The organism is Paracoccus hibiscisoli, assembly GCF_005048265.1.
Lineage (GTDB): Bacteria > Pseudomonadota > Alphaproteobacteria > Rhodobacterales > Rhodobacteraceae > Paracoccus > Paracoccus hibiscisoli.
This window is the reverse complement of record NZ_SUNH01000014.1, coordinates 23,690-48,983: the sequence shown is the minus strand read 5'-3', so window position 1 is coordinate 48,983 and position 25,294 is coordinate 23,690. Positions and strand designations below refer to the sequence as shown.

The 25,294-nt window shown below is 69.8% G+C and carries 26 protein-coding genes and 1 riboswitch; of the genes, 11 read left to right on the top strand and 15 right to left on the bottom strand.

From position 1 onward, the window contains the following. Positions 1 to 20 precede the first annotated feature (20 nt). The 11 genes from FA740_RS10905 to FA740_RS10855 form a co-directional block, all read right to left on the bottom strand. Positions 21 to 581 (bottom strand): hemerythrin domain-containing protein, encoded by a 561-nt coding sequence (locus tag FA740_RS10905; protein ID WP_136856807.1) that lies wholly within the window; start codon positions 579 to 581, stop codon positions 21 to 23. Next, entirely contained in the window at positions 578 to 1,528 is a 951-nt protein-coding gene (locus tag FA740_RS10900) for an ABC transporter permease (RefSeq protein ID WP_136856806.1), read from the bottom strand. The genes FA740_RS10905 and FA740_RS10900 overlap by 4 nt, the downstream gene beginning before the upstream one ends. Positions 1,529 to 1,532: 4 nt before the next feature. After that, positions 1,533 to 2,834 (bottom strand): ABC transporter permease, encoded by a 1,302-nt coding sequence (locus FA740_RS10895; RefSeq protein ID WP_136856805.1) that lies wholly within the window; start codon positions 2,832 to 2,834, stop codon positions 1,533 to 1,535. Positions 2,835 to 2,888: 54 nt separating this feature from the next. Further along, the gene (locus tag FA740_RS10890) at positions 2,889 to 3,965 is read right to left on the bottom strand and encodes an ABC transporter substrate-binding protein (protein ID WP_136856804.1); all 1,077 of its coding nucleotides are present in this window, start codon (positions 3,963 to 3,965) and stop codon (positions 2,889 to 2,891) included. A gap of 102 nt (positions 3,966 to 4,067) precedes the next feature. Next, positions 4,068 to 5,138, bottom strand: a complete 1,071-nt coding sequence (locus tag FA740_RS10885) for an ABC transporter substrate-binding protein (RefSeq protein ID WP_136856803.1) — start codon at positions 5,136 to 5,138, stop codon at positions 4,068 to 4,070. A 22-nt stretch (positions 5,139 to 5,160) separates the two neighbouring features. Beyond that, entirely contained in the window at positions 5,161 to 6,264 is a 1,104-nt protein-coding gene (locus FA740_RS10880) for an ABC transporter ATP-binding protein (RefSeq protein WP_169306280.1), read from the bottom strand. A gap of 201 nt (positions 6,265 to 6,465) precedes the next feature. Beyond that, the gene (locus FA740_RS10875) at positions 6,466 to 8,373 is read right to left on the bottom strand and encodes a DEAD/DEAH box helicase (RefSeq protein ID WP_136856801.1); all 1,908 of its coding nucleotides are present in this window, start codon (positions 8,371 to 8,373) and stop codon (positions 6,466 to 6,468) included. 150 nt (positions 8,374 to 8,523) lie between these two features. Continuing rightward, entirely contained in the window at positions 8,524 to 9,000 is a 477-nt protein-coding gene (locus FA740_RS10870) for an acyl-CoA thioesterase (protein WP_136856800.1), read from the bottom strand. 73 nt (positions 9,001 to 9,073) lie between these two features. Further along, on the bottom strand, positions 9,074 to 9,679 hold the full coding sequence (locus FA740_RS10865) for a response regulator (RefSeq protein WP_136856799.1): 606 nt from the start codon (positions 9,677 to 9,679) through the stop codon (positions 9,074 to 9,076). 54 nt (positions 9,680 to 9,733) lie between these two features. Continuing rightward, a complete protein-coding gene (locus FA740_RS10860; RefSeq protein WP_169306279.1) occupies positions 9,734 to 12,277 on the bottom strand; it encodes a hybrid sensor histidine kinase/response regulator in 2,544 nt (847 codons plus the stop codon). Next, entirely contained in the window at positions 12,274 to 12,732 is a 459-nt protein-coding gene (locus FA740_RS10855; RefSeq protein ID WP_136856797.1) for a putative pterin-binding protein, read from the bottom strand. The genes FA740_RS10860 and FA740_RS10855 overlap by 4 nt, the downstream gene beginning before the upstream one ends. A gap of 292 nt (positions 12,733 to 13,024) precedes the next feature. Between FA740_RS10855 and FA740_RS10850 the strand changes: the two genes are divergently transcribed. After that, positions 13,025 to 13,816 carry a Rossmann-fold NAD(P)-binding domain-containing protein gene (locus tag FA740_RS10850; RefSeq protein ID WP_169306278.1) on the top strand — a complete coding sequence of 264 codons (792 nt, stop codon included), beginning with the start codon at positions 13,025 to 13,027 and terminating at the stop codon, positions 13,814 to 13,816. Here FA740_RS10850 and FA740_RS10845 read toward each other — a convergent pair whose 3' ends face one another. Further along, on the bottom strand, positions 13,817 to 15,031 hold the full coding sequence (locus FA740_RS10845; RefSeq protein ID WP_211243691.1) for an FAD-binding domain-containing protein: 1,215 nt from the start codon (positions 15,029 to 15,031) through the stop codon (positions 13,817 to 13,819). 109 nt (positions 15,032 to 15,140) lie between these two features. Continuing rightward, positions 15,141 to 15,243, top strand: a riboswitch (TPP riboswitch). Between the two features lie 53 nt (positions 15,244 to 15,296). On the opposite strand from FA740_RS10845, the gene thiD reads away from it, so the two are divergent. From thiD to FA740_RS10795, 10 genes are read left to right on the top strand one after another with little or no spacing between them, the layout of a single operon-like run. Next, positions 15,297 to 16,130 (top strand): bifunctional hydroxymethylpyrimidine kinase/phosphomethylpyrimidine kinase, encoded by an 834-nt coding sequence (gene thiD / locus FA740_RS10840; protein WP_136856795.1) that lies wholly within the window; start codon positions 15,297 to 15,299, stop codon positions 16,128 to 16,130. Then, on the top strand, positions 16,123 to 17,082 hold the full coding sequence (locus tag FA740_RS10835) for an FAD-dependent oxidoreductase (RefSeq protein WP_136856794.1): 960 nt from the start codon (positions 16,123 to 16,125) through the stop codon (positions 17,080 to 17,082). The genes thiD and FA740_RS10835 overlap by 8 nt, the downstream gene beginning before the upstream one ends. Next, complete coding sequence (gene thiS / locus FA740_RS10830) at positions 17,072 to 17,269, top strand: sulfur carrier protein ThiS (protein ID WP_136856793.1); 198 nt, start codon at positions 17,072 to 17,074, stop codon at positions 17,267 to 17,269. The genes FA740_RS10835 and thiS overlap by 11 nt, the downstream gene beginning before the upstream one ends. Positions 17,270 to 17,272: 3 nt before the next feature. Further along, positions 17,273 to 18,034: a thiazole synthase gene (locus FA740_RS10825; protein ID WP_136856792.1), complete on the top strand. Its 762-nt coding sequence runs from the start codon at positions 17,273 to 17,275 to the stop codon at positions 18,032 to 18,034. Further along, positions 18,031 to 18,627 (top strand): thiamine phosphate synthase, encoded by a 597-nt coding sequence (locus tag FA740_RS10820; RefSeq protein WP_136856791.1) that lies wholly within the window; start codon positions 18,031 to 18,033, stop codon positions 18,625 to 18,627. Before FA740_RS10825 ends, FA740_RS10820 begins: the two co-directional genes overlap by 4 nt. Further along, entirely contained in the window at positions 18,624 to 19,595 is a 972-nt protein-coding gene (locus FA740_RS10815) for a HesA/MoeB/ThiF family protein (RefSeq protein WP_136856790.1), read from the top strand. Before FA740_RS10820 ends, FA740_RS10815 begins: the two co-directional genes overlap by 4 nt. Next, positions 19,592 to 20,524 carry an ABC transporter substrate-binding protein gene (locus tag FA740_RS10810; RefSeq protein ID WP_136856789.1) on the top strand — a complete coding sequence of 311 codons (933 nt, stop codon included), beginning with the start codon at positions 19,592 to 19,594 and terminating at the stop codon, positions 20,522 to 20,524. The genes FA740_RS10815 and FA740_RS10810 overlap by 4 nt, the downstream gene beginning before the upstream one ends. After that, positions 20,521 to 21,198, top strand: a complete 678-nt coding sequence (locus FA740_RS10805; protein ID WP_136856788.1) for a TenA family protein — start codon at positions 20,521 to 20,523, stop codon at positions 21,196 to 21,198. Before FA740_RS10810 ends, FA740_RS10805 begins: the two co-directional genes overlap by 4 nt. Continuing rightward, positions 21,195 to 21,893 carry an ATP-binding cassette domain-containing protein gene (locus FA740_RS10800; protein ID WP_136856787.1) on the top strand — a complete coding sequence of 233 codons (699 nt, stop codon included), beginning with the start codon at positions 21,195 to 21,197 and terminating at the stop codon, positions 21,891 to 21,893. The genes FA740_RS10805 and FA740_RS10800 overlap by 4 nt, the downstream gene beginning before the upstream one ends. After that, on the top strand, positions 21,881 to 22,615 hold the full coding sequence (locus FA740_RS10795) for an ABC transporter permease (RefSeq protein WP_136856786.1): 735 nt from the start codon (positions 21,881 to 21,883) through the stop codon (positions 22,613 to 22,615). Before FA740_RS10800 ends, FA740_RS10795 begins: the two co-directional genes overlap by 13 nt. Positions 22,616 to 22,634: 19 nt before the next feature. Here FA740_RS10795 and FA740_RS10790 read toward each other — a convergent pair whose 3' ends face one another. Genes FA740_RS10790 through FA740_RS10780 form a run of 3 tightly spaced genes read right to left on the bottom strand, consistent with a single transcriptional unit; the run spans position 22,635 to position 25,149 of the window. Next, entirely contained in the window at positions 22,635 to 23,408 is a 774-nt protein-coding gene (locus tag FA740_RS10790; RefSeq protein WP_136856785.1) for a MetQ/NlpA family ABC transporter substrate-binding protein, read from the bottom strand. Between the two features lie 30 nt (positions 23,409 to 23,438). Next, positions 23,439 to 24,113: a methionine ABC transporter permease gene (locus FA740_RS10785; RefSeq protein WP_136856784.1), complete on the bottom strand. Its 675-nt coding sequence runs from the start codon at positions 24,111 to 24,113 to the stop codon at positions 23,439 to 23,441. Beyond that, entirely contained in the window at positions 24,103 to 25,149 is a 1,047-nt protein-coding gene (locus FA740_RS10780) for a methionine ABC transporter ATP-binding protein (RefSeq protein ID WP_136856783.1), read from the bottom strand. Before FA740_RS10780 ends, FA740_RS10785 begins: the two co-directional genes overlap by 11 nt. Positions 25,150 to 25,294: the final 145 nt, after the last annotated feature.

The following is a 25,294-nucleotide window of genomic DNA, read 5'->3' as shown; positions in this document are numbered from 1 at the left end:
CGCGGGACGCAACCCCGCCGTCAGATCGGCACGCGCAGCGCCCCCAAAGGCTCCTCCAACGCCCGCTCCTCATAGCCGAAATGCGACCGGATCGCCCGGTCCAGCACCGCGAAATCCGCCGCGCAGCGCGCGAACCCCTCCGCCCCCGGCGACGCCGCCAGATCGCGCGCCGCCTCGTGCAGGGCGCCGATCAGCCCGTGGATCACCGCATGCTCGGCCTTCAGCCGCGCAATGACCGGCGCCAGAACCGCGCCGCCCCGCTCGGCCAGGGATGGGAACATCCACTGCTCCTCGATGTCATGGTGGTTCTGCAGCAACGCGCAATCGCGCCCGCAGGCGGTGCCGAACAGCGCCATGTTGCGCGCCAGCTGCGTCCCCGCCACTGCCGGTGCCAGGTCGGCGGCATTCCCGCTGCCCGCCCTGATCGCATCCAGCAGCCGTGCCACAGCGTCCAGCTCGGCCCGATACATGTCGTGGATCGCGGCCAGACGGCGGCCATGGGCGCGCTCGGCCCCCGTGATCGCGGGATAGACGGGCGGCGCGGGCCGCGCGTCCTCGTCCTCCAACTCCTCGGGCGTCATCGCGGCGTGACGCCCCGGATGCGCTCGGACCGGCGGCGCAACAGCTCGACCGTGGTCAGAAGCGCGATCGAAAAGATCACCAGCAGCGTCGCCACCGCCAGGATGGCCGGGCTGATCTGCTCGCGGATGCCGTTCCACATCTGGCGCGGAATGGTCTGCTGTTCGGGCCCGGCGATGAACAGCACCGCCACCACCTCATCGAAGGACGTCACGAACGCGAACAGCGCGCCCGACACCACCCCTGGCAGGATCAGCGGCATCGTCACCTTGAAGAACGTGGTCCGCGGATTGGCCCCCAGGCTGGCCGCGGCCCGATTCAGAGACTGGTCGAACCCGACCAACGTCGCCGTCACGGTAATGATGACGAAGGGAATGCCCAAGGTCGCGTGGGCCAGGATCACGCCCAGATAGGTGCCCGCCAGCCGCCCGCATTGCGGGTCCAGCCCGATCAGTGTCAGCAGCTCGCAGGGATTCGAATAGAAGAAGAACATCCCCGTCGCGGTGATGATCAGCGGCACGATCATGGGAGAGATCAGGATCGCCATGATCGCGCGGCGGAACGGCATCTCGGGGCGCGACAGGCCCAAGGCCGCCAGCGTCCCCAGCACCGTGGCCACAATCGTCGAGAACACCCCGATGATGATCGAGTTCTTGGCCGCCTTGATCCAGTTCGCGTTGGCCCAGGCATCCGACCAGAAGGCCCAGCCCGTGGCGTCGGGATTCTGCATCCCGAAGGTCAGCAGGCTGGAATACCAGCGGGTGCTGTAGCCTTCGGGGTCAAAGGACAGCATCCGGTCGGTGAAGGTGAAATAGGGTTCGGCATTGAAGGACAGCGGGATGATCACGATGATCGGCGCGATCAGGAAGACAAAGATCAGCGCGCAGATCGTCAGGCGGGTGTAATGCCACAGACGCTCCAGCGGGCTGGCATAGGTCGGAACGGCCATGCGCTTACCCCAGTTTCAGGTTGTCGACGCCGACAAGGCGATCATAGAGCCAATAGAGCACCAGCACCGCGCCCAACAGCAGGGCTGCCAGCGCCGCCGCCATGGACCAGTTCAGCGTGCCCGTCATGTGCGAGGCGATCATGTTCGAGATCAGCTGCCCCGAGGACCCGCCGACCAGCGCGGGCGTGATGTAATACCCGACCGCCAGGATGAAGACCAGCATCGCGCCCGCCCCCAGGCCCGGCAGGGTCTGCGGGAAATAGACGCGCCGGAACGCAGTCCAGCTGGTCGCCCCCAGGCTGCGCGCCGCGCGGACATAGGACGGGTTGATCGTGCGCATCACCGAATACAGCGGCAGGATCATGAAGGGCAGCAGGATATGCGTCATCGCGATGATCGTGCCGGTCTGGTTATAGATCATCTGCAACCGCTGGCCGCCGCCGATCACGCCCATCCAGACCAGGATGTCGTTGATCACGCCCTGCTGCTGCAGCAGCACCATCCAGCTGGTGGTCCGCACCAGCAGCGACGTCCAGAAGGGCAGCAGCACCAGGATCATCAGCAGGTTCGACTGCCGCATGGGCAGCGTCGCCAGCAGATGCGCGATGGGAAAGCCCAGAACAAAGGTCAGCGCGGTGATCACCGCCGACAGCCAGAAGGTCCGCCAGAACAGGGTCACATAGATCCGCTGCTGTTCGGCGACTTGCTGGACGCGGCCCTCGTCGTCGCGGGTGCGGTCCACGGCGGCCAGATAGAAATTGGCGGTGACAGGGGTCGAGGCCTCGCGCATCACCGACCACAGGCGCGGATCGCCCCAGGTCTCGTTGATCTCCAGCAGGGCCTCGCGATAGGGCGGCTCCAGCCCGCCGCGGACCTGGCGGCCCGTGGCGGTGAACAGCGACCGCGTGCCCGGCATGTCGTAATTGACCCGCGTGCCCACCACGCCGATGCTGCGCGCGTCGGCGCTGGCGACCAGATCCTGGGCCAGCGCGGTCCATGCCGCGTCGTCGGGGTCGGTGCCGCGTTCGGTGGCCGCGAACCAGGCCGAGACCTGCGGCATATTGGCCGAGAACCCGTCATTGTAGAAGGACCGCTGCAGCATCTGCCCGATCGGCACCACGAAGGTGATGACGACAAAGGCCAGCAGCGGCAGGACCAGCAGAAAGGCCCGCCTGCGCGCGCGGCGCTGGCTGCGCACCAGGGCCCGGGCGAGCGGCTTGCCGTCGGCGGTGGTCAGCAGCCCCTGCCCCACCCCGGATGCGGTGGTGGCGATGGCGGCATGTGGATCAAGTGCGGCGTTCGCCATGTCGTCCCCGGCAGTCAGGGCCGCCACCCCGCGATGGGGCGGCGGCGTTTCGGATCAGGAGGAGGCCAGCCAGCTGTTGAAGCGTTCGGTCAGCTCGGCGGCATGGTCGGCCCAGAATTCCGGGTCGTCCATCACGGCATTGGCCAGCGCCTCGGGGCTGGTGGGCATGTGCGGGCCCATCTCGGTTACGCCGTCCTGATAGAGGCCGACCAGCGAGGCCGAGGATTTCCGCGCCGGGCCATAGGCGATATAGCGCGCCTGATCGGCCAGCCGCTGCGTGTCGGTGGCGAATTTCAGGTATTCCATCGCCGCTTCGGGATTGGGCGCATCGACCGGGATCACGAACATGTCCATGTCCATGTACTGCCCATCCCAGATGATCTCGAAGGGCTGGTTCTCGGCCACCATCGCGTCGAAGACGCGGCCGTTATAGACGGTGGTCATGCTGACCTCACCATCGGCCAAGAGCTGCACGGGCTGGGCGCCGGCCTCCCACCAGACGACGTCCGACTTGATCGTGTCCAGCTTGTCAAAGGCGCGCTGCACGCCCTCCTCGGTGGCCAGCTGGTCATAGACCTCGGCGGCGGGGACGCCATCGGCGATCAGGGCCAGATACAGCGTGCGCTTGGGGTTCTTGGGCAGGCCGCGCTTGCCGGGGAAGGTCTCGGTGTCGAAGAGATCCGCCGCCGTGGTGGGCGCGTCGCCCTCGAACTTGGTGGTGTTATAGCTGATGACCGTGCCCCAGACGATGTTGGCCACGGCACAATCCAGCAGCGCGCCCGGCACGAAATCGTCAGCCGCGGGGGTTCCGTCAGGGGCGGCGGGCAGGCTGGCCGGGTCGATCTCGACCAGCGCGCCCTCGTCGCACAGGCGGATCGCGTCGCTGACCTCGACGTCAAAGACGTCGCCGCTGACGTTGCGCGCCTCGACCTGCGCGCGCAGCGGCGTGGCGGGGTTGTCGGCGGCGATCATGTTGACGCGGATGCCCGTCTCGGCGGTGAAGGGCTTGTTATAGGCCTCGACCTGGCTGACCTCATAGGCGCCGCCCCAGGACACGACATTGACCTCCTGGGCGGCGGCTGCAAAGGCGAACCCGCCAAGGGCGGTCGACAGAATAAGCGTGGTTTTCACGGTGGTTTTCTCCCGGTTGGATGGTCTCGGGCTGTTGCGCCCGTTGTCATTGGCCCCCTGCGGGGCGATCCGGGCGGCGCGTGGCCGCCCGGAGAGGCGGGTTCAGCTGGCCAGCCAGCTGTTGAACCGCTCGTTCAGTTCGGCGTCGCGATCGACCCAGAATTCCAGGTCCGAGCCAAGCGCGCCCTCCATGTTCGCCTCATAGGTGGGCAGGTTCGGGCCCATCGGCTGATCGGTGCCCTCGATATTGCCGACCATCGCGGCGGCCGAGCGGCGCGGCGGGCCATAGCTGATGAATTCGGCCGCACGGGCCTGGGGCGCGGGGGCGGTGGTCCAGGCGACGAATTCCAGCGCCTGCTCAAGGTTCGGCGCGCCGGTGGGGATCACCCAGCCCTCCATCTCGTAGATCTGGCCGTCCCAGATGATCTCGAAGGGCTGCCCGTCGGCCTGCGCCGCGTTGAAGATGCGCCCGTTGAAGGCATAGGCCATGCTGACCTCACCATCCGCCAGCAGCTGCGGGGGCTGGGCGCCGGCCTCCCACCAGATCACGTCGGTCTTGATCGTGTCCAGTTTCGCGAATGCGCGGTCCACGCCCTCAGGGGTGGCCAAGACCTCATAGACCTCGGCGGCGGGCACGCCATCGGCCATCAGCGCCAGCTCCAGGTTGAACTTGGCGCCCTTGCGCATCGTGCGCTTGCCGGGGAAGGCGGCCGTGTCAAAGAAATCCGCGGGGCTGGCGGGCTTGGCCTCGGGGAACGCACTGTCGTTGAACGCCAGGACCATCGAATAGACGTCCGTGCCCACAAAGCACTCGGTCACCGCCCCCTCGATGAAATCGTCCATCGCCGCGGTGCCGTCCTCGGCAGGCAGCAGGATGGCGGGGTCGATCACCTCCAGCGCACCCTCGTCGCACAGGCGCACCGCATCGGCATATTCGACCGAGGCGACGTCGATGTTGACATTGCCCGCCTCGACCTGCGCCTTGATCGGCGTGGCGGGGTTGTCGGCGTCGGACATGACGACGCTGATGCCGGTTTCGGCGGTGAAGGGCTTGGCATAGGCCTCCAGGTGGCTGTTGCCATAGGCACCGCCCCAGGACAGCAGGTTCACATCAGCCAGCGCCGGTCCGCCGACCAGGCCGATCGCGGTGCTGAGGGCCAGAAATCGTTTCATTGCAAGGTCTCCGCTTGGATAGTCAGATCGGGTCGAGGGCGCGGGCATCCTGCGGATGCCAGCCGATGCGGATCACCTGGCCGGGGTCCAGACGGGTCTGGCCGATGGTGTTGCGCATTTTCATGACGAAATTGTCGCTGCCCGCCACCTTCAGGCGGGCGCGCAGGATGTCGCCCATATAGATCACCTCGACCACTTGAGCCTCGATGGTATGGGCGCCGGAGGGCATCATCTCGGGCTTGAACTCGACCCGCTCGGGGCGGATCGAGACGGTGGTGCGCTGGCCCTTCTCGCGGATGTTCACGGCGGTGGCGTCGATCACCCCGCCGCCGTCCAGCCGGACCAGGGCCTTGTCGCCGTCCAGCTGCTCGATCACGCCGGGCAGGGCGTTGTTCTCTCCGATGAAGCTGGCGACAAAGCTGTTCTCGGGGCGCTCATAGAGGTCCGAGGGCGCGGCCAGCTGCTGGATGCGCCCGTCATTGAAGACGGCGATGCGGTCCGACATGGTCAGCGCCTCGCCCTGGTCATGGGTCACATAGACGACGGTGATGCCCAGCCTTTCGTGCAGATGCTTGATCTCGAACTGCATATGCTCGCGCAGCTGCTTGTCCAGCGCGCCAAGCGGCTCGTCCATCAGCACCAGCTCGGGGTCAAAGACCAGCGCGCGGGCCAGGGCGATGCGCTGCTGCTGGCCGCCCGACAGCTGGGCGGGGCGGCGATTGGCGAACTTGCCCATCTGCACCATGTCCAGCGCGCGGGCGACCCGCGTGTTGCGCTCGGCCGAGGACATGCCCCGCACCTCCAGCGGAAAGGACAGGTTCTCTCCGACAGTCATGTGGGGGAACAGCGCATAGTTCTGGAACACCATGCCGATGCCGCGCTTGTGGGGCGGCACCTGGTTGATCGGGCGCCCATCCAGGCGGATCTCTCCGTGGGTGGCGGTCTCGAAACCCGCCAGCATCATCAGGCAGGTCGTCTTGCCGGAACCGGACGGTCCCAGCATGGTCAGGAACTCTCCCTTGGCGATGGAAAGATTCAGGTCTTTGACGACAAGCGTCTGTCCGTCATAGCTTTTTTGCACATGCTCGAAGGCGACGAAAGCGTCGCCGTGGCGGTCGTCCAGCAAAAGGCGCTCTCCCTGTTGTCGTTGGTTATTCAGCGCAAGGGAAAGGTTACGCGCCGCCATCCGCGGCTGGCAACACCAATTACGACATTCCATGACGCGAACGCGTCGCGCCCGGCAACCCCGGGGGGCGCACCGGGCGCGGACCTGCACGACATGCAGGGAAGCCGGAACGTTGCCTGTTAATCAGGCAACGCGCAAAGCTCAATCGGGACGTTTGGGGCCCTTGCGATGCGGCTTCGCGGCCGGGGCCTTGTCGGCGCGCGGCTTGGCCCAGGCCGGTTTCGGGCCTTTGGCGGCGCCGGCGGCGGCGGGCTTCTTCTTCCAGGCCTTCACGGCGCCATGGGGTCCGGCGTCGCGCGGGTCGGCGGCGGGGGCCTCATCGGGGACCCAGCCTCCACGCGCGGCCTTGACCCGGCTCTGATGGCCCTCGTCCGACGCGACAGGCTTGGCGCGGGGCGCGGGCTTGCGGCCTTCCGACCGGTTGTCGGTGCGCGGTGCGCGTGGGGCGCGTTCGATGGGCGCATCCAGATCCGGAGCGCCGTCCATGCGGCGCATGGTGACCTCGTCGCTGATCTCGATGAAATCGCCGAACCGGCTGGCCTGGTCGGCCGCGATCTGGACATAGGACAGGTCCTGCTTGACGCGGATCGCGCCGATGCCGTCGCGGGTGATCCCGCCCGCATCGCAGATCTTGGGCAGCAGCCAGCGTGCCTCGGCCCGACCCGAATGGCCGACCGACAGCGTGAACCAGACCGAGGGTCCGAATTCACGCTGCGGCCGCGGCGCCATGGGCGTGGGCGGGGCATGGGCCTCGGACAGCTCCTCGGCGGCGGGGCGGCCTTCGCGCCACATGCGCAGGAAGGCGGCGGCCACCTGTTCAGCGCTGAACTGCTCCAGCAGCTGGGCGGCCAGGGGCGCATCCTCGCCCGCGGGCTCGTGCAGGCCGGGGTGGTCCAGCATGCGCTGATCGTCGCGGGCGCGCACCTCGTCCGCGGTGGGGGCGTCCAGCCATTCGGCGGTCACCTTGGCGTTCTGCAGCAGGCGCTGCGCCCGCCGGTAATCGGCCGAGGGCACGATCAGCGCCGAGATCCCCTTGGACCCCGCCCGCCCCGTCCGACCCGAGCGGTGCAGCATCGTGTCGGGGTTGGTCGGCAGGTCGGCATGGATCACCAGCTCCAGCCCCGGCAGGTCGATGCCGCGTGCGGCCACATCGGTCGCGATACAGACGCGGGCACGCCCGTCGCGCAGCGCCTGCAGGGCGTGGGTCCGCTCCTGCTGGGACAGCTCGCCGGACAGCGCCACGCACTTGAATCCACGGTTGGACATGCGCGCCAGCAGGTGATTCACATTGGCCCGCGTCTTGCAGAAGACGATGGCGGTCTGCGCCTCGTGGATGCGCAGCAGGTTGAAGATCGCGGGCTCGCGGTCGCGGGCGGTCACGGTATAGGCGCGATAGGCGATGTCGCCGTGCTGGCGCGCCTCGCCCATGGCGGCGATGCGCAGGGCGTCGCGCTGGAAATCGCGGGCCAGCTTTTCGATCGCCGAGGGCACCGTGGCCGAGAACATCAGCGTGCGGCGTTCGACCGGTGCGGCGCCCAGGATGAACTCCAGGTCCTCGCGGAAGCCCAGGTCCAGCATCTCGTCGGCCTCGTCCAGGACGGCGGCGCGCAGGTCCGACAGATCCAGGCTGCCCCGGTCGATATGGTCGCGCAGGCGGCCCGGCGTGCCGACCACGATCTGCGCGCCACGCTGCAGCGCGCGTTTTTCGTTGCGGTAATCCATGCCGCCGACGCAGGTCGCGATCTGCGCGCCGGTCCCGGCATAGAGCCATTCCAGCTCGCGCGCGACCTGCAACGCCAGTTCGCGCGTCGGCGCGATGGCCAGCGCCAGCGGCAGCTGACCCTCGATCATGCGCGCGCCGTCCAGCAGATCGGCACCGATCGCCAGGCCAAAGGCCACGGTCTTGCCCGATCCGGTCTGCGCCGAGACCAGCACGTCGCGGCCCGCGGCCTCCGGCGCCAGAACGGCCGTCTGCACGGAGGTCAGGCTCTCATAGCCCTTGTCGGCCAGCGCCGCCTGAAGGGGCGCCGGGATATTCAGTTCAGTCATGTGATTCGCCAAATGCGGGGACGCCTTGACCGGCATCCGGTGAGCGGCACCCAAAGTCGCTGCGACCGGCCCACCCTGCACCCGCCGCCCCGGACAAGCAGGGCCAAAGGCGGTCTGTTACGCCACCCGCGCGCCAAAGTCCACGCCCAATCACGGTGCGGTCGACGCGGCCTCCTGGCGGGCCGCAATCTCGCGGCGCATGGCGCGACGCACCTCGGCCGCGCGCCAGCGGGCGCGGTCCAGATCGTCCTGCGGATCGGCAGGCGGCACGGGCAGCGGCCTGCCCCGCTCATCGACCGCGACCATGGTGAAATAGCAGGAATTGGTGTGCCTGCTGGTCCCGCGGCGGATATGCTCGGCCTCGACCCGGATGCCGACCTCCATCGAGGTGCGCCCGGTATGGTTCACGCGGGCGCGGAACGTGACCAGTTCGCCCACATGGATCGCCTCCTTGAAGGTGACCTGATCGACCGACAGGGTAACGGCATATTCCCCCGACCAGCGCGACGCGCAGGCATAGGCGACCCGGTCCAGCAGCGCCAGCAGCGCGCCGCCATGCACCTTGCCGCTGAAATTCGCCATGTCCGGCGTCATCAGCACCGTCATCTCCAACCCGCGTCTGTCCATCTTCGGCCCCGTGGCAACCCTGCGCCCGCATCCTGAAACAGCAACGCGGCGCATGCCAGCGCAAATCCGGCCCTTACGGATGAAGCGCCCGATCCTGCGCCAGCATCGCGGCCTGGGTGCGGTTGCGGGCGCCCAGCTTGCGGCACAGGGTCTTGACGTGCAGCTTGATCGTGACCTCCTGGAGGTTCAGATCGTTGGCGATTTCCTTGTTGGACTTGCCTTCGCACAGGCCGGACAGCACCTCTGATTCGCGCTGCGTCAGCCCGTCGGCGGGGCGCGTCGGCGCGGCCGCCATCAGGTCATAGGGCGCAAACACGCCGCCCGCGGCGATGAACTGGATCGCCGCAGCCAGCGACTTGGCCGACAGGGTCTTGGGCAGAAAGCCCCGCGCCCCCGCGTCCAACGCCTGCCGCGCCACCGCCGGAGAGGCAGAGCCCGTCAACATCGCCACAGGCCGCGCGCCCATGGCGGCACGCATCCGCGACAGGCCGTCCAGCCCGTTCATCCCCGGCATGTCGTAATCCAGCAACACCAGATCAAAGGGCGCATCATCGGCCACCCGGTCCAGCGCCTCGTGCAGCGAGCTGACGCCCGTGACATCCTCGAACCCTTCGGCGGTCAGAAAGGCGCAGACGGCTTCGCGGACGAGGCTGTGGTCATCGGCAAGCAATATCCTCATGTCATCCTCGCTGCTGTCGGGCGGGCCTCGGGACCGCCCATGCGCCCGCCCATCTTACGGACCGGAGCCCGCCTGTCGACGTGGTTCAGCCTCCGGCACGGCCGTTTCGGGCGCATAACTGTCAAGCATTTTCCGCAACTTGCGCAAATCTGCGTCAATCTGACCGTTGGCGCATCCCGCGGTCAGGTCACGCTCCAGCCCGATCAGACCGTGATGCATCTCGGCCAGCCCCAGCACCGCCGCACTGCCCGCAAGGCGATGCGCCAGCGCGGCGCCGCCCCCGTCCGGCAGCTGGTCCAACCCCTCGCGCAGCTCGGCCAGGATACGCTGGCGCAACGACCCCGGCCTGTGGCCCGCCACCGCATCAAGGGCCTCCAGATCATCCGCGGCGGGCGCCGGACGCAGCCCCTCGATCATCGAGACAAGATCGGCCCGCGACAGCGGCTTGACCAGGGCGCGGTCCATGCCCGCCTCGCGAAAGCGGGCCAGATCCTCGGGCATGGCATGGGCGGTCAGGGCGACGATGGGGCTGTGCCGGTTGGCCCCCTCGGCCCGGATCTGGCGGGCGGCGTCAATGCCGTTCAGGCGCGGCATGCTGATATCCATCAGGATCAGGTCGAACCGCTCATCCTGCGCCATCTGCACGCCGACCAAGCCGTCCTCTGCCTCAAGGACATGGCACCCCTGCCGACGCAGCATTTCGCGGGCGACAAGGCGGTTGATGGCGTTATCCTCGACCAGCAGGACCTTGAGATCACCCGAGGCCACCGGGGCCGGCGCGGGCAGGTCGGGACGCTGTGGCTGGGCCTTGGCCGGCGGCAGATGCAGGCCGATGCGGAATGCCGTGCCCTGCCCCGGCTCACTGGCCACGTCGATCTCTCCGCCCATGGCATCGACGAGGCCCTTGACGATGCTGAGACCCAGCCCCGTCCCCTCGACCTTGCGGTCGAAGGTCGACCCAAGGGTCACGAACTCGTCAAAGATGCGGCCCAGATCCTCCTCGGGGATGCCGATTCCGCTGTCGGTCACGCGCAGCTCGATCTGGCCCGGGGGGCCGGTGCGGTCCAGATCGACCCTGATCGTGCCGTTCTCGGTGAACTTGATCGCGTTGCCGACCAGGTTGACGACGATCTGCTCCAGCCGCGCGGCGTCGCCCACCACCAGGCCATGATCCGCCCCCTGACACTCCAGCGTCAGGCAGTTTCCCGCCGCGCGCGCCTGCGCCTGAAGGCCATCCACCGCCGCCGCCACCACCGCCCGCAGATCCACCGGCGCCGCCGCCAGGACCAGCCGCCCGCCCCGCGCCCGCGACGTGTCCAGCACGTCGTTCACATGGCCCAGCAGCATTCGGCCCGAATGCTCCATCGCCTGCAGGTACTGGCGCTGACGGTCGTCCAGCGGGGTCAGGGACAGCAGGTCCAGCAGGCCCAGGATGCCGTTCAGGGGGGTGCGCATCTCATGGCTCATGACGGCGATCATGCGGGTCTTGGCCTGCTCTCCGGCAACGGCGCGGTCGCGGGCCTCGATCATTTCCGCCTCCTCGGCGGCGCGGCGCGACACATCGCGGACAAAGCCCACCAGCAGCGGCCCATCCTCGCCCTCCGCGACCGAGATCGACACCTCGACCGGGATGATCCTGCCGGATTTGTGCCGTGCGGTCGCCTGGATGATGTCGGGGCCGCCATCGCGCGGGCGGGCGCGCCGGTCGCGCACCTCGGCCAGCAGCGCACGCACCGCCGCGCGCTGATCGCGGGGGGTCAGCAGATCGACCATGTCGCTGCCCATCGCCTCGGCCGGGGAATAGCCATAGATGCGCTGCGCGGCGGCGTTGAAGCCCAGGATACGCCCATCGGGTCGCGCCACCAGAATGGCGTCGATCGACGCCTCGAACAGCGACTGCATCCGGCTGCCGACGGCCGCGATGCGGCGGTTGCGTGTATCTGCGGCACGCACCATCAGCGACAGGATGACCACGCTGAGGGCCAGCACCAGAAACAGCGGCACGACCAACAGCGACAGCGTGGTCATGGCCCGGGCCACCCCCTCGCGGCGTTCGGCGGACTTGTCCGCAAAGACGCGCACCCCCTCCAGCGAGACGTGCCGGATCTGCGTAATGCCCTGACCCATGGCCGCGCTCATTGCGGGCAGGGCCGCGCGCAGGGTGGCATCCTCGCCGTCGATCGCCGGGATCTGGGCGTCCAGCATGGCCTGCAGCCCGGCCAGCGCCTCGACCATGCCCGGCTCATTGCGCAGCCGCTGATAGGTGCGGCCACTGCGCAGGGTCTGGATGCGCGAATAGAAAATGTCGAAACGCCGGCGCAGATCGCGGGCCAGCGCCGGATCACCGGTCGCATCCACCTCCATCAGCAGGATCGCGCGCTGCAGGGCCAGGGCCTCGACCTCGGACTGAGCCAGGAACCATTGGGTGCTGTCCGTGGCGGCGGTGCCCATCTCTTCGATCTGGGCGCGGGCGTCTTCCTGCAGGGTCCAGACGGTCACCCCCATCGCCAGGATCACCAGCGCAAAGACCGCGGGCAGCAGCCGGACGCAGCATCGCATGCGCGGCACCTGCACATCCCTGCCCACGGCGTCGATCATCTGGACACCGACAGCCGGTCCAGTTGCCAGATGCTGCGGGAATAGATGACCTCGGACTGCAGCGCGGCATCCGAATCATAGGGATAGACCACCCAGAGCGGCCCCTTGTCGCGCACGGACATCACCTGGCCGTCCAGGTGATAGGCCACGATCGGGTATTCGGCGGTGACCTCGTCCACGGGGATCTGGACGGCGTAATCGTTGATGGCGGTGGCGGCGACGACCCCGTCGGTGATGCCCGCATCGTCCAGCAGCGCCTGCAGCGGCACGCCGGTGAAGGTCGGCGCCCCTTCGGTCCAGATGGTCGAGGTCGCAAAGCTGACCGCGCCCAAGGCCTCCAGGGCCGCCAGGTCATAGCCGCGGCTGCCCTCGGGCCCCGTGACGGTCAGCATGGGTTCATCCGCAAGGGCCGGGCCGGTCAGGGCCAGCAGCAGGAAGAGGGTCAGTCGCTTCATCGGTAAGCCTCATGATGCAAGGGTTGGACAGCCCCCAGTCTGGCACGCAGACCATCCCCGGCGGTCGGAGCGTCGGCATAGTGTCCTATCCGAAAGGATAGTTTGCCACGGAAAGCTTTCTAAAATCCTAGCGATCGCGGCCCGCTGGTGGGCGTCCTATCCGATCGGATAGGGGCTATCCCTTCGTCGTGATCGGCTGCGCCTTTTGCACCCCGCCACCATGCTTCCGACCGCGCGACCGGCGGGGCGCGATCTGCCACAAGGGGGCAAGACCGCAGCAGGAGTGACGATCATGATCCACCAGCCTCCCCATCAGGCCTTCCGCCCGGCCCTGTCGGTGCGCCCGCTTCCGGTGATCTCGGTCCTGGGGCTGGGACGGCAGGGGGTGATGACCGCGGCCGTGCTGGCCGATCTGGGCCATCATGTCATCGGCATCGATGTCGATCCCGACCGGGTCGAGACCCTGGCCCAGGGCCGCATCGCCCATATCGAACCCGCCCTGGCGGCGCTGGTCCGTCGCGGCGTCCTGGCGGGGCGCATCCAGGCATCGGACGACATCCTGCCCGCCGTGTTGGCCAGCGACGTGACCATCGTGACCGGCGGCTGCGACATCGCAGAGCCGGGCCAGAGCAGCTGTCACGCCCTGCAGGCCACCGGGCGCACCCTGGGCCAGATCCTGGCGCTGAAGGACGGGTTCCACGTCGTCATGCAGCAGGCCCCGGTCCTGCCGGGCACCATCCGCGGGGTCCTGCAACAGGCGATCCAGCAGGTGTCGGGCCTGACGGCAGGACGCGATTTCGGTATCTGCCACTGGCCGGCGCGCCCCTCGAACAGCCCGGCCGGAGGAGAGATCCGCATCCCCTCGGGCAACGTGCTGGGGGTCGGCGACCGTCGCACGGCGGTGCGGATCGGCGCGATCCTGGCGCAGCTGGGCGTGCAGCCGACCGTCACCTCGATCGAGGTGGCCGAGATGGCCGGCCATGTCGGCTTTGACGCGCCCGAGGCACCGGGTCGCGACGCCCCGGCCCATCGCGGCGCGCCGATGCTGGACGCGCTGGCGGGCCTGTGCGGGGTTCCGGCCTGATCAGGCCGGGATCAGCCGGTCCAGCAGGGCCGGGATCCTCTGACCGACCTTGAAGAACCCCGCCGTGGCCAGCGGCCAGACCGCCGCGTCCCAGTCCCGGCGCGCCTCGGACAGCACGATACCCTGCGCCGCCAGATGGGGCCGCGCCGCATCCAGCCAATAGCGCACCGGCCCCTGCGTGACAAAGGGCGTCGCGATCTGCGTCACGCCTGCCCGCATCGCCCATTGCGCCAGGCCCGCGGGGTCCTCCGCCCGCAGCGGATCGGCCCGCATCCCGGCCCGTGCCGCCGCATCCGCCAGCGCGCCCGCATCAAAGGCCAGCACCCCCTCCGACACCGCCAGCGGCGATCGCAGATGACCCGCCGACAGCGCGACCGCCGCGCGGATGTCCAAGCCCTGCGGCAGCTTATCCCCCGGACAGCAATCGTCATCGGTGATCAGCAGCGCCGTCGGGCGCCCCGGTTCGGGCGCCACGACCGCGCGCAGCGGTTGCGTGGGCGGCAGGCCATCCGGTTCGGTCGCCTCCAGCCCCTGCGTGACGGTGGCCAGATCGCCGGGCGGCGGGGCAAAGCGGCCGCCGGTCAGCCGGGCGATGTTGTCGGCCTGCGCCTCATAGGGCTTGCCGCGCGTGTGCAGGCCCGCCACCCACCGCCAGCTGAGCGTGTTCGACGCCGCATCCCCGTCCAGCAGGTGGCGCAGAAAGAAATCGGCCCCCACCCGCCACGGCAGCCGCAGCGTGAAGATCCAGATCGAGGCGAACCACATCCGCGCGTGGTTGTGCAGATAGCCCGTGGCGACCAGTTCCCGCGCCCAGGCATCGAAACAGTCCAGCCCCGTGCGCCCCTCCTGCGCGCGCAGGGCCGCGTCGTGCAGCGCATCGTCACGCTCCAGCGCCGCCAGATCGGCGCGCAGCCCACAGCGATAGCTGTCCCAGACCTGCGGGCGCAGCTCCAGCCAGCCCTTGAAATAGCTGCGCCAGACGACCTCCTGGATGAACTTGGCGGCGCGGTCGGGGCCGTGGGCGGCCAGGGCAGTGGCGATCACCTCGGGCTCGGTCAGCAGGCGGCGGCGCAGCCAGGGCGACAGGCCCGACACGTCACGATGCTGGCCCGGCCCATGATCCACATTGCGCCCCTGGGCATAGCGTAGGCCCATGCGCGGCTGGAATGCGCGCATCCGCTCCAACCCCGCCGCGCGGGTCGCCGTCAGTTCCATGTCCACCACCCCCTGTCCGTTCGCGCTCAGCATATCCCGCGCGCGGGGCGCGGCAACGCGGCGCGGTGTCCCCCCTTGCGGCCCCTGGCGGCGGGGTCTAGGCTGGTCCCGCAAACCGTTGGGGTGTCCCGTCACAGGGGCTGAGAGGCGACAGCCAACCCATCGAACCTGATCCGGGTCATACCGGCGGAGGGAACGGTGCAGATGCTTGCGGCCCCGTGCCGCCTTTTGTCCCCCCATACGCCCGGTCCCTGCCCCGCCAGCCATGCGGAGGGACGACGTGACTGCACCCATTGCCCTGACCATCGCCGGGTCCGATTCCGGCGGCGGCGCCGGAATCCAGGCGGATCTCAAGACGTTCTCGGCGCTTGGCTGCTATGGCGCCAGCGTGGTGACGGCGCTGACCGCGCAGAACACCCGCACGGTCGCGTTGGTCGAACCCGCCAGCCTGGCGATGATCGCGGCGCAGATGCGGGCGGTCCTTGACGATCTGGACGTGCGGGCGGTCAAGCTGGGCATGCTGGGCGGGGCTGAGGCCATCCGCACCGTCGCGCAGGGCCTGGAGGGCTGCGGCCTGCCGGTGGTGCTGGACCCGGTGATGGTGGCCAAGTCCGGCGACCGGCTGCTGCCCGATGAGGCGATGGCCGCGCTGCGCGCGCTGCTGCCCCGCGCGACGCTGTTGACCCCGAACCTGCCCGAGGCCGCCTGCCTGCTGGATTGCGCCCCCGCCACGTCCGAGGATCAGATGGCCGACCAGGCCGCGGCGCTGCGCGATCTGGGCGCGGGGGCGGTGCTGATGAAGGGCGGCCATGCCGACGGCCCCGTCTGCACCGACCTGCTGGTCACCGCTGCGGGCGTCACCCGCCTGACCGCGCCGCGACAGGTGACGCGCAACACCCACGGCACTGGTTGCACCCTGTCGGCGGCCATCGCAACGGGCCTGGCACAGGGCATGGACCTGCACCGGGCGGTTGCGCGGGCGCATCGCTATCTGCAGGGCGCGATCGCGGCGGCCGACGGGCTGGGCGTGGGGTCGAGCCACGGGCCGGTGCATCATTTCCACGCGGTCTGGCCCCCTGTCGGATGTCATCATGGCTGACGTGACCATCATCGGCGCGGGCGTGGCGGGGCTGTTCGCGGCGCATGTGCTGGCCCTGCGCGGGATCACGCCGCGCATCCTGGACCGCAACGGCCCACCGGGGCCGCATGGCTGTTCGTGGTGGGCAGGCGGCATGCTGGCCCCCCAATGCGAGGGCGTGACCGCCGAACCCGTCATCACCCGCCTGGGCCAGGACGCGGCGCGGGCCTGGTCCGCCGTCACGCCCGTCACCCCTCGCGGCACGCTGGTCGTGGCGCTGGACCGCGACCGGGCGGAACTGTCGCGCTTTGCCCGCCGCGCGGGCGACCACCAGCCCTGCGATAGTGCCGCACTGGAGCCGGACCTGCCGCCCCGCCCGGGCCTGTTCTTTCCGACCGAGGCGCATCTGGACCCCCGCCGCGCGCTGGCCGACCTGCTGGCCTGGCTGGCGGCGCGCGGCATCCCCGTCGAACGGGCCGAGGCCGATCCGCAGGACATCCCCGGTCCGGTGATCGACGCGCGCGGGCTGTCTTCTGCCCTGCCCGGCCTGCGCGGCGTGCGTGGAGAGATGGCCGTCCTCCACGCCCCCGAGATCACCCTGACGCGCCCGGTCCGCCTGCTGCATCCGCGCCACCCGCTGTATATCGTGCCGCGCGCGGACGGGCTGTTCATGCTGGGCGCAACCCAGATCGAAAGCGCCAGCCGCGCGCCCGTCACCGCACGCTCCGTGCTGGAACTGCTGTCGGCGGCCTATGCGCTGGACCCGCGTTTTGCCGAAGGGTCGGTCATCGAGCTGGGCACCGACCTGCGCCCGGCCTTCGCCGACAACATCCCCCGCGTGACGGTGCGCGGGCGGGTCCTGCATCTGAACGGGCTGTTCCGCCACGGCTATCTGATGGCCCCCGCGCTGGCGCAGCAGGCCGCCGACTATCTGACCGACCGCATCAAGGGAGAACTGATCCATGAGGATTGAGGTCAACGGCACCCCCCGCGACATCACCGCCACCACCCTGGCCGATGCCCTTGCCGAGCTGGGCTGGGCGGATGCCCGCGTCGCCACCGCGCTGAACGGGGATTTCGTGCCCTCATCGGCCCGCGCGGGGCAGGCGCTGCGCGACGGCGACCGGCTGGAGGTTCTGGCCCCCATGCAAGGAGGATAGGCGATGCGTGATTTCTATGGCGTGACCCTGCCCAACGCGCTGATGCTGGGCACGGCGCAATATCCCTCTCCGGCGGTGCTGGCGGATGCGTTCCGCGAAAGCCGCGCGGGCGTGGCCACCGTGTCGCTGCGCCGCGAGGCGGGTCAGGGCCAGGCCTTCTGGTCGCTGATCCGCGATCTGGGGGTGCGCGTGCTGCCCAACACCGCCGGCTGTCACAGCGCGCGCGAGGCCGTGACCACCGCCCGCATGGCGCGCGAGCTGTTCCAGACCGACTGGATCAAGCTGGAGGTGATCGGGCATACCGACACGCTGCAACCCGACCCCTTCGGCCTCTTGGAGGCCGCGACGGTGCTGTGTGCCGAGGGGTTCCAGGTGTTCCCCTACACGACCGAGGATCAGGTCCTGGCCGCGCGCCTGCTGGATGCGGGCTGCCGGGTGCTGATGCCCTGGGGCGCGCCCATCGGGTCGGGGCTGGGGCTGAACAACCGCCATGGGCTGCGCATGCTGCGCGCGGCCTTTCCCGACGTGCCCATGGTGATCGACGCGGGCCTGGGCCTGCCCAGCCATGCGGCCGACGCGATGGAGATGGGGTTCGACGCCGTCCTCTTGAACAGCGCCGTGGCGCAGGCGGGCGACCCGGTCGCCATGGCCCGCGCCTTTGCGCTGGCCGTGCAGGCGGGCGCGCTGGCCCGCGACGCGGACCCGATGGGCGTGCGCGACATGGGCGTGCCTTCGACCCCCCTGATCGGAAAGGCCTGGTTGTGATGCTGCCGCGATTCTATCCCATCTTTGACGATGCCGCCTGGCTGGAACGCGCCCTGCCCCTGGGCGTGCGGCTGGTCCAGCTGCGGCTGAAGGACCACGCGGAGGGCGATCTGCGCGATCAGGTCCGGCGCGGGCTGGCGCTGGCCCGCGCGCATGGCGCGGCGCTGGTGGTCAACGACCACTGGCAGATCGCCATCGATGAAGGCGCCGACTGGCTGCATCTGGGCCAGGAGGATCTGGACGGGGCCGACCTGCCCGCCATCCGCCGCGCCGGGCTGAGGCTGGGGCTGTCCACGCATGACCACGCCGAACTGTACCGCGCGCTGGCGCTGGCGCCCGATTACGTGGCGCTTGGGCCCGTCTGGCCCACGATCCTGAAACAGATGCGTTGGCACGAACAGGGGCTGGACCGCGTCACCGAATGGAAAAAGCTGGCGGGCGACGTGCCGCTGGTGGCCATCGGCGGCCTGACCCCCGAACGGGGCGCGCAGGCGCTGGCGGCGGGCGCGGATGTCGTGTCAGCGGTCACCGACATCACCGTGAACCCCGACCCCGAGGCCCGGATGCGCCGCTGGCTGGCGGTGACGGCATGAGCCGCTATGCCCGCCAGATGGTCCTGCCCCAGATCGGGGCGGCGGGCCAGCAGCGGCTGGCGCAGGCGCATCTGCTGGTCGTGGGCGCGGGGGGGCTGGGCTGTCCGGCGCTGCACTATCTGGCGGCGGCGGGGGTGGGGCGCATCACCCTGGTCGACCCCGATTGCATCGAGGCGACGAACCTTCACCGTCAGCCGCTCTATCGCACCGACCAGATCGGCCAGCCCAAGGCGCGGGCCGCCGCCGCCGCCCTGGCCGCCCTGAACCCCGACGTGCTGGTGACCCCCGTCGCCGACTGGCTGACCCCGGCCAATGCCCCCGCGCTGGTGGCCGGGGCCGATCTGGTGCTGGACTGCGCCGACAGCTTTGCGGTCAGCCTGACCCTGTCGGATGCCTGCATGGCGGCGGGGCGCCCGCTGATCACCGGATCGGCGCTGGCGATGTCGGGCTATGCGGCGGGCTGCTGCGGCGGGGCGCCCAGCCTGCGCGCGGTGTTCCCCGACCTGCCGCTGCAGGCCGCCAGCTGCGCCAGCGCGGGCGTTCTGGGACCGGTCGTGGGCATGATCGGCGCGCTACAGGCGCAGATGGCGTTGGCCGTGGTGCTGGGGCTGGACCCGCCGCCCCTGGGGCGGCTGGTCAGCTGGGATGCGGGCAGCTGGCGGATGGGTGGGTTCCGCTTTGACCGCGCACCCGAGCCCGCGCACCCCCTGCCCTTCATCGCCTTTGGCCAGGTCCGCCCCGCCGATCTGCTGATCGACCTGCGGACCGAGGACGACCCCGTCATGGGCGCGCGCCACCTGCCCCCCGACCGCATCGCGGATCTGGACCCCGGCCCCACGCCGCGCGTGGTGCTGGCCTGCCGCACCGGGCTGCGCGCGCAGAATGCGGGCCAGCTGCTGCAATCCCGCTGGCCGGGGGACATCGCCCTGCTGGCCCTGACCGATGACGACCTGAAAGGACGCCCATGAAGACCCTGACCCTGTCGCTGGCGCTGCTGGCCCTGCCCGCCCATGCCGACACCGAACTGACCGTGATGCTGGACTGGTTCGTGAACCCCGACCACGCCCCCATCATCCTGGCCGACAGCTTGGGCTATTTCACCGAGGCCGGTCTGGCGGTGCGGGTGGTGACGCCCGCGGACCCCAACGATCCGCCGCGCATGGTGGCGGCCGGGCGCGCCGATCTGGCCGTCAGCTATCAGCCGCAGCTGCACCTGTCGCGCCATCAGGGCTTGCCCGTCACGCGGGTCGGCACCCTGGTCGAGACGCCGCTGACCTGCCTGGTCGTGCTGGCGGACAGCAGCATCGACACCCCCGCCGATCTGGCGGGACGCCGCGTGGGGTTCGCCGTCGCGGGCGTGCAGGAGGTGATGCTGGACGCGATGCTGGCCGATGGCGGGCTGACCCCCACGGATGTGGAACAGATCAACATCGGCTGGTCGATCGCGCCGGCGCTGATGTCGGGACAGGTCGATGGGGTGATCGGCGCGTTCCGCAATTTCGAGCTGAACCAGCTGCGGCTGGAGGGGTTCGAGGGTCGCTGCCTCTACCCTGAGGCCCACGGCATCCCCGCCTATGACGAGCTGATCTATCTGGCCGACCCCGCCCGCATGGACCCCGCCGCCATCAGCGCGTTCCTGGCGGCCACGGAACGGGCGACGGCCTTCATCAAGAACGACCCCGATGCCGCCTGGCAGGCGTTTTCCGCCACCGCCGCCGAATTGCGTACCCCCCTGAACGAGGCCGCCTGGCACGACACCTGGCCCCGTTTCGCCAGCCGCCCCGCGGCGCTGGATGCGGGCCGCATCCAGCGGTTCGAGGCGTTCCTGGCCGACCGCGGCGCGACGCCCGGCGGGCTGCCGCTGTCCGACCTGGCCATCGACGTGAACGCCCCATGAGCGCCCCGGATTACGGTCGCGCCTTTGCGCTGTGGCGGCAGGCGGCGGACCCCCATTGGGACGCCTATGTCGGCCACGCCTTCGTGCGTCAGCTGGCGGGGGGCACCCTGCCCCGCGACAGCTTCCTGCATTACCTGCAGCAGGATTACGTGTTCCTGCTGCATTTCGCGCGGTCCTGGGCGCTGGTCTTTGCCAAATCGGACCGGATGTCGGAAATGGCGCTGGCCTCCTCCATCGCGCATGGGTTGCTGAACGGAGAGATGCCGCTGCATGTCGAGATCTGCGGCCGCGAGGGGATATCCGAAGACGCCCTGCAGCAGACCCCTGAATCGCCCGCCAACATGGCCTATACGCGCTTCGTGCAGGCTACGGGCTATTCGGGCGACATGCTGGACCTGCTGGCCGCGCTGGCGCCCTGCGTCTTCGGCTATGGAGAGATCGGGCTGATCCATGCGGACAGCGGCGGGCCTTACGGCGAATGGACCGCGACCTATGGCGGGGCCGATTATCAGAAGGTCTGCCATGATGTCGGCGCGCTGATCGACAGCGCGCTGGAGGCGCGGCTTGGCCCCGACTGGCCCTCCCTGCCCCGGGCCCGGACGCTGGCGCATCACTTCACCCAGGCCACCCGGCTGGAGGTCGGGTTCTGGCAGATGGGCCTGGACCGGACATGATCCGCATCACCGGCGACCTGTGGCTGGAGGACCGCCCCCTGGCGCGCGGGCTGGACCTGACCTGCGCGCCGGGGACCTGGATGGGCATCCTGGGCGCGTCGGGGGTGGGCAAGTCGACCCTGGGGCGGATCGTGGCGGGCCTGCCCGTCCCGGCCCGCCTGCAGGGGACCGCCGATGTTACAGGCGCCGTCACGCTGATGGGGCAGCAGGATCAGCTGCTGCCTTGGGCCAGCGCGCTGGACAATGTCACCATCGGTGCGCGGCTGCGCGGCCAGCGCCCCGACCGGGATCGGGCCCGCGCCCTGCTGGCCGAGCTGGGCCTGGCCGGGCTGGAGGCGCGCCGCCCCGCGCATCTGTCGGGCGGCCAGCGCCAGCGCGTGGCCCTGGCCCGCACCCTGATCGAGGATCGCCCCGTCATCGTCCTGGACGAGCCCTTCTCGGCGCTGGACGCGGGCACCCGGGCGCAGATGCAGGACCTGGCGGCGCGCCACCTGGCGGGGCGGACGGTGATCCTGATCACCCATGACCCGCTGGAGGCCGCGCGCCTGTGCCACCGCGCCGTCCTGATCGGCCCCGCGGGCAGCCGCGCCTTGCCCCTGCCCGCCACCGCGCCGCCCCGCGCGCTGGACGACCCGGCGGTGCTGGCCGCGCAGGCGGCGCTGTTCGCGACATTGGTGCGGCCATGCGCAGCCTGAACCTGGCGCTGGTGCCGCTGATCGCGCTGGCCCTGTGGCAGGGGGTGGTCTGGGCTGCGGGCGTGCCGCCCTTCATCCTGCCGGGGCCGGTGCGGGTCGCGCAGGCGCTGGCGAGCAATGCCGCGATGCTGGCCGAACAGGCGCGGTTCACGCTGGCCAATCTGGCGATGGGCATGAGTGCCGGGATTGTGCTGGGGGTCGTGACCGCGATCAACCTGGCGCTGTCGCCCGCCGCGCGCTGGCTGATGCGGCCGATGCTGGTCGCGGCGCAGGCGGTGCCGGTCTTTGCGCTGGCCCCGGTCCTGACGCTGTGGCTGGGCTATGGCGCGCCCAGCAAGGTGGTGATGGTGGCGCTGGTGGTCTATTTCCCGGTGGCCTCGGTGCTGTTCGACGCGCTGATGCGCCCGCCGCCCGCGCTGGCCGATCTGGCGCGCGCGATGGGGGCGCGACCCTGGCGCGATCTGGTGCTGATCCGACTGCCGCATGCGCTGCCCGCGCTTGGGTCGGGCCTGCGGCTGGCGGCGGTGCAGGCCCCTTTTGCGGTGATCGTGGGGGAGTGGGTCGGCTCCAGCCGGGGCTTGGGGCATCTGATGCTGATGGCAAACGGTCGCGGTCAGCCCGACCTGATGTTCGCGGCGCTGGCCCTGCTGGCGGCGATGGGGCTGGCGCTGTTCGCGCTGGCGGGCGCGGTCCAGCGCCTGACGGAACGGGGCCGCGGCTGAACCGCGGCCCCCATGCGCGTCACCAGGAGGTGATGACCGCGCCTTCGTATTTCTCGTCGATGAAGGCCTTGACCTCGGGCGACTGATAGGCCTCGACCAGGGTCTGGACCCAAGGCTCGGCCTCGCGGCCTTCCTGCACGACCAGGATGTTCACATAGGGGCTGTCGGCCTTTTCCATCGCGATGGAATCGCCGCGCGGCGACAGGCCCGACGCCAGCGCATAGTTCGTGTTGATGATCGCGATATCGGCATCGGCCAGCGTGCGGGGCAGCTGCGCCGCGTCCAGCTCCAGGAACCGCAGGCCCTTGGGGTTGTCGGCGATGTCCAGCGGGCTGGGGACCAGGCCCGTGCCCTCGGTCAGGGTGATGATCCCCAGATCCTGCAGGATCAGCAGCGCGCGCCCGCCATTGGTCGGGTCATTGGGGATCGCGACCTGCGCGCCCTCGGGCAGATCGGCCAGATCCTCGATCCGGTCGGAATAGACGCCCATCGGCGTGGTGATCGTGGTGCCGACCTCGACCAGGCCAAAGCCGCGGTCGTTCATCTGGTTCTCCAGATAGGGGCGGTGCTGAAAGCTGTTGGCATCCAGATCACCATCCGCCAGCGCTTGGTTCGGCACGACATAGTCGGAGAATTCGATGACCTCGATGTTCAGGCCAAGGGGGGCGGCGACCTCGGCCACCTTCTCCATGATCTCGCCATGTTCGCCGGGAGAGACGCCGACCGTGATGTCCTGGGCCATGGCGGCGGTGGACAGGGCGATGGCGGAAACGAAGGTTGTCAGACGCAGCATGGGATTTGTCCTTTCTTGTCTGCGGAAAATTCAGGCGCCGCGATTGCGGGGCGCGCGGCGGTCGACGCGGGCCGCGATCCATTCGCCAAGCGACTGGACCAGCTGCACCAGCACGATCAGGATGACGACGACGGCGGCCATGACCTCGGGCATGAAGCGTTGGTATCCATAGCGGATGCCCAGATCGCCCAGGCCCTGCCCGCCCACGGCGCCAACCATCGCGGAATAGCCGATCAGGCTGACCACGGCCAGGGTCAGGCCCAGGGTGATGCCGGGCAGCGCCTCGGGGATCAGCACCTTGCGGATGATCTGGAACGGCGTGGCGCCCATGGCGCGGGCGGCCTCGATCAGGCCCTGATCGACCTCGCGGATGGCGTTCTCGACCAGGCGCGCGATGAAGGGGACCGCGGCCAGGGTCAGCGGCACAATGGCCGCGTTCGTCCCGATCGAGGTGCCGACCACCGCCCGCGTGAAGGGGATGATCGCCACCACCAGGATGATGAACGGCACCGAGCGCGTGGCATTCACCACCAGCCCCAGCACCTTGTTGACCCAGGGCGCGGACAGCAGCTCCCCCCGCTGAGAGCAGGCCAGGAACACGCCCAGAGGCAGCCCGCCCAGAGTGCCCAAGATCGCCGAGATGGCGACCATGTACAGCGTCTGCATGGTGGCGTCCCACAGGATCGGGATCAGGTTAGCGGACATGGCCCAGCACCTCCGTGGTCAGACCGTGGGTTTCCAGGAAGGCGCGGGCCTGATCGCCCCGGTCGTGGGGGACGGAAATCAGCAGGTTGCCGAAGGGCTTGGTGCCGATCTCCTCGATGGTGCCGCCCAGGATGTTGGCGCTGATGCCCAGATCGGTCGCCAGCCGCGCCAGCATTGGGTCGGTCGCGTGCGCGCCCGCGAATGTCACGCGGATCACCTGATCGCCCGGCGGCTCGGCCTGCAGCCGCGCCGCGACAAAGGCGGGCAGCGTGGCCCCGGTCACGCCCGACAGAAACCGCCGCGTGGTTGCGTGCTGCGGGCGGGCAAAGATGTCATAGGTGGCCCCGGATTCCACGATGCGCCCCGCCTCGATCACCGCCATGTGGCTGGCGATGTCGCGCAGCACCGCCATCTCATGCGTGATCAGCAGGACGGTCAGCCCCAGATCGCGGTTGATCTGCGCCAGCAGGTCCAGGACGGTCTGCGTGGTCTCGGGGTCAAGCGCGCTGGTCGCCTCGTCCGACAGCAGGACCTTGGGGCCGGTGGCCAAGGCGCGGGCGATGCCCACACGCTGTTTCTGCCCGCCCGACAGCTCTGCCGGATAGCGGTCGGCCAGCGGGCCCAGGCCCACCTGCTCGATCAGCTGGTCGACGCGGGCGCGGATCTGGGCGCGCGGCGTGCCCGCGACCTCCAGCGGCAGGGCCACGTTGCCGCGCACCGTGCGCGAGGCCAGCAGGTTGAAATGCTGAAAGATCATGCCCACGTCGCGCCGGATCGCGCGCAAGGCCCCGCCCCGGGCCGCGCCCACGTCATGGCCCGCGACGATGACGCGGCCCTCGGTCGGGCGCTCCAGCCCGTTGACCATGCGCAGCAGCGTCGATTTGCCCGCGCCGGACCGGCCGATGATGCCGGTGATGCTGCCCGTGGGCACGGACAGGGTGACATCGGCCAGCGCCGTCACCTGGCCGCCCGCCTTGGGGTAGGCCTTGCCCACGCCCTGAAATGAGATCGCCGCGCCCTGCGCCGTGCCGGTCATGATGCGTCCCCGAATGGCCTGTCGAAAGTCAGGGCGCGGTCCTGCCCGAAAGCGCAGCCGGGCGCAAGCCGGTCGGAACGAGCGCCCTGCCCGCGCCGCGAAACGCCCGTTCGCCCCGCCCCGCGCCGGGCGGAACGGCGCGCGG

Bases quoted from the DNA above. Each gene is read 5' to 3' on its own strand.
- FA740_RS10905 (WP_136856807.1), bottom strand. From the start codon at position 581: ATGACGCCCGAGGAGTTGGAGGACGAGGACGCGCGGCCCGCGCCGCCC.
- FA740_RS10900 (WP_136856806.1), bottom strand. From the start codon at position 1,528: ATGGCCGTTCCGACCTATGCCAGCCCGCTGGAGCGTCTGTGGCATTAC.
- FA740_RS10895 (WP_136856805.1), bottom strand. From the start codon at position 2,834: ATGGCGAACGCCGCACTTGATCCACATGCCGCCATCGCCACCACCGCA.
- FA740_RS10885 (WP_136856803.1), bottom strand. From the start codon at position 5,138: ATGAAACGATTTCTGGCCCTCAGCACCGCGATCGGCCTGGTCGGCGGA.
- FA740_RS10875 (WP_136856801.1), bottom strand. From the start codon at position 8,373: ATGACTGAACTGAATATCCCGGCGCCCCTTCAGGCGGCGCTGGCCGAC.
- FA740_RS10870 (WP_136856800.1), bottom strand. From the start codon at position 9,000: ATGGACAGACGCGGGTTGGAGATGACGGTGCTGATGACGCCGGACATG.
- FA740_RS10865 (WP_136856799.1), bottom strand. From the start codon at position 9,679: ATGAGGATATTGCTTGCCGATGACCACAGCCTCGTCCGCGAAGCCGTC.
- FA740_RS10860 (WP_169306279.1), bottom strand. From the start codon at position 12,277: ATGATCGACGCCGTGGGCAGGGATGTGCAGGTGCCGCGCATGCGATGC.
- FA740_RS10855 (WP_136856797.1), bottom strand. From the start codon at position 12,732: ATGAAGCGACTGACCCTCTTCCTGCTGCTGGCCCTGACCGGCCCGGCC.
- FA740_RS10850 (WP_169306278.1), top strand. From the start codon at position 13,025: ATGATCCACCAGCCTCCCCATCAGGCCTTCCGCCCGGCCCTGTCGGTG.
- FA740_RS10845 (WP_211243691.1), bottom strand. From the start codon at position 15,031: ATGGAACTGACGGCGACCCGCGCGGCGGGGTTGGAGCGGATGCGCGCA.
- thiD (WP_136856795.1), top strand. From the start codon at position 15,297: ATGCGGAGGGACGACGTGACTGCACCCATTGCCCTGACCATCGCCGGG.
- FA740_RS10835 (WP_136856794.1), top strand. From the start codon at position 16,123: ATGGCTGACGTGACCATCATCGGCGCGGGCGTGGCGGGGCTGTTCGCG.
- thiS (WP_136856793.1), top strand. From the start codon at position 17,072: ATGAGGATTGAGGTCAACGGCACCCCCCGCGACATCACCGCCACCACC.
- FA740_RS10825 (WP_136856792.1), top strand. From the start codon at position 17,273: ATGCGTGATTTCTATGGCGTGACCCTGCCCAACGCGCTGATGCTGGGC.
- FA740_RS10815 (WP_136856790.1), top strand. From the start codon at position 18,624: ATGAGCCGCTATGCCCGCCAGATGGTCCTGCCCCAGATCGGGGCGGCG.
- FA740_RS10810 (WP_136856789.1), top strand. From the start codon at position 19,592: ATGAAGACCCTGACCCTGTCGCTGGCGCTGCTGGCCCTGCCCGCCCAT.
- FA740_RS10805 (WP_136856788.1), top strand. From the start codon at position 20,521: ATGAGCGCCCCGGATTACGGTCGCGCCTTTGCGCTGTGGCGGCAGGCG.
- FA740_RS10800 (WP_136856787.1), top strand. From the start codon at position 21,195: ATGATCCGCATCACCGGCGACCTGTGGCTGGAGGACCGCCCCCTGGCG.
- FA740_RS10795 (WP_136856786.1), top strand. From the start codon at position 21,881: ATGCGCAGCCTGAACCTGGCGCTGGTGCCGCTGATCGCGCTGGCCCTG.
- FA740_RS10790 (WP_136856785.1), bottom strand. From the start codon at position 23,408: ATGCTGCGTCTGACAACCTTCGTTTCCGCCATCGCCCTGTCCACCGCC.
- FA740_RS10785 (WP_136856784.1), bottom strand. From the start codon at position 24,113: ATGTCCGCTAACCTGATCCCGATCCTGTGGGACGCCACCATGCAGACG.
- FA740_RS10780 (WP_136856783.1), bottom strand. From the start codon at position 25,149: ATGACCGGCACGGCGCAGGGCGCGGCGATCTCATTTCAGGGCGTGGGC.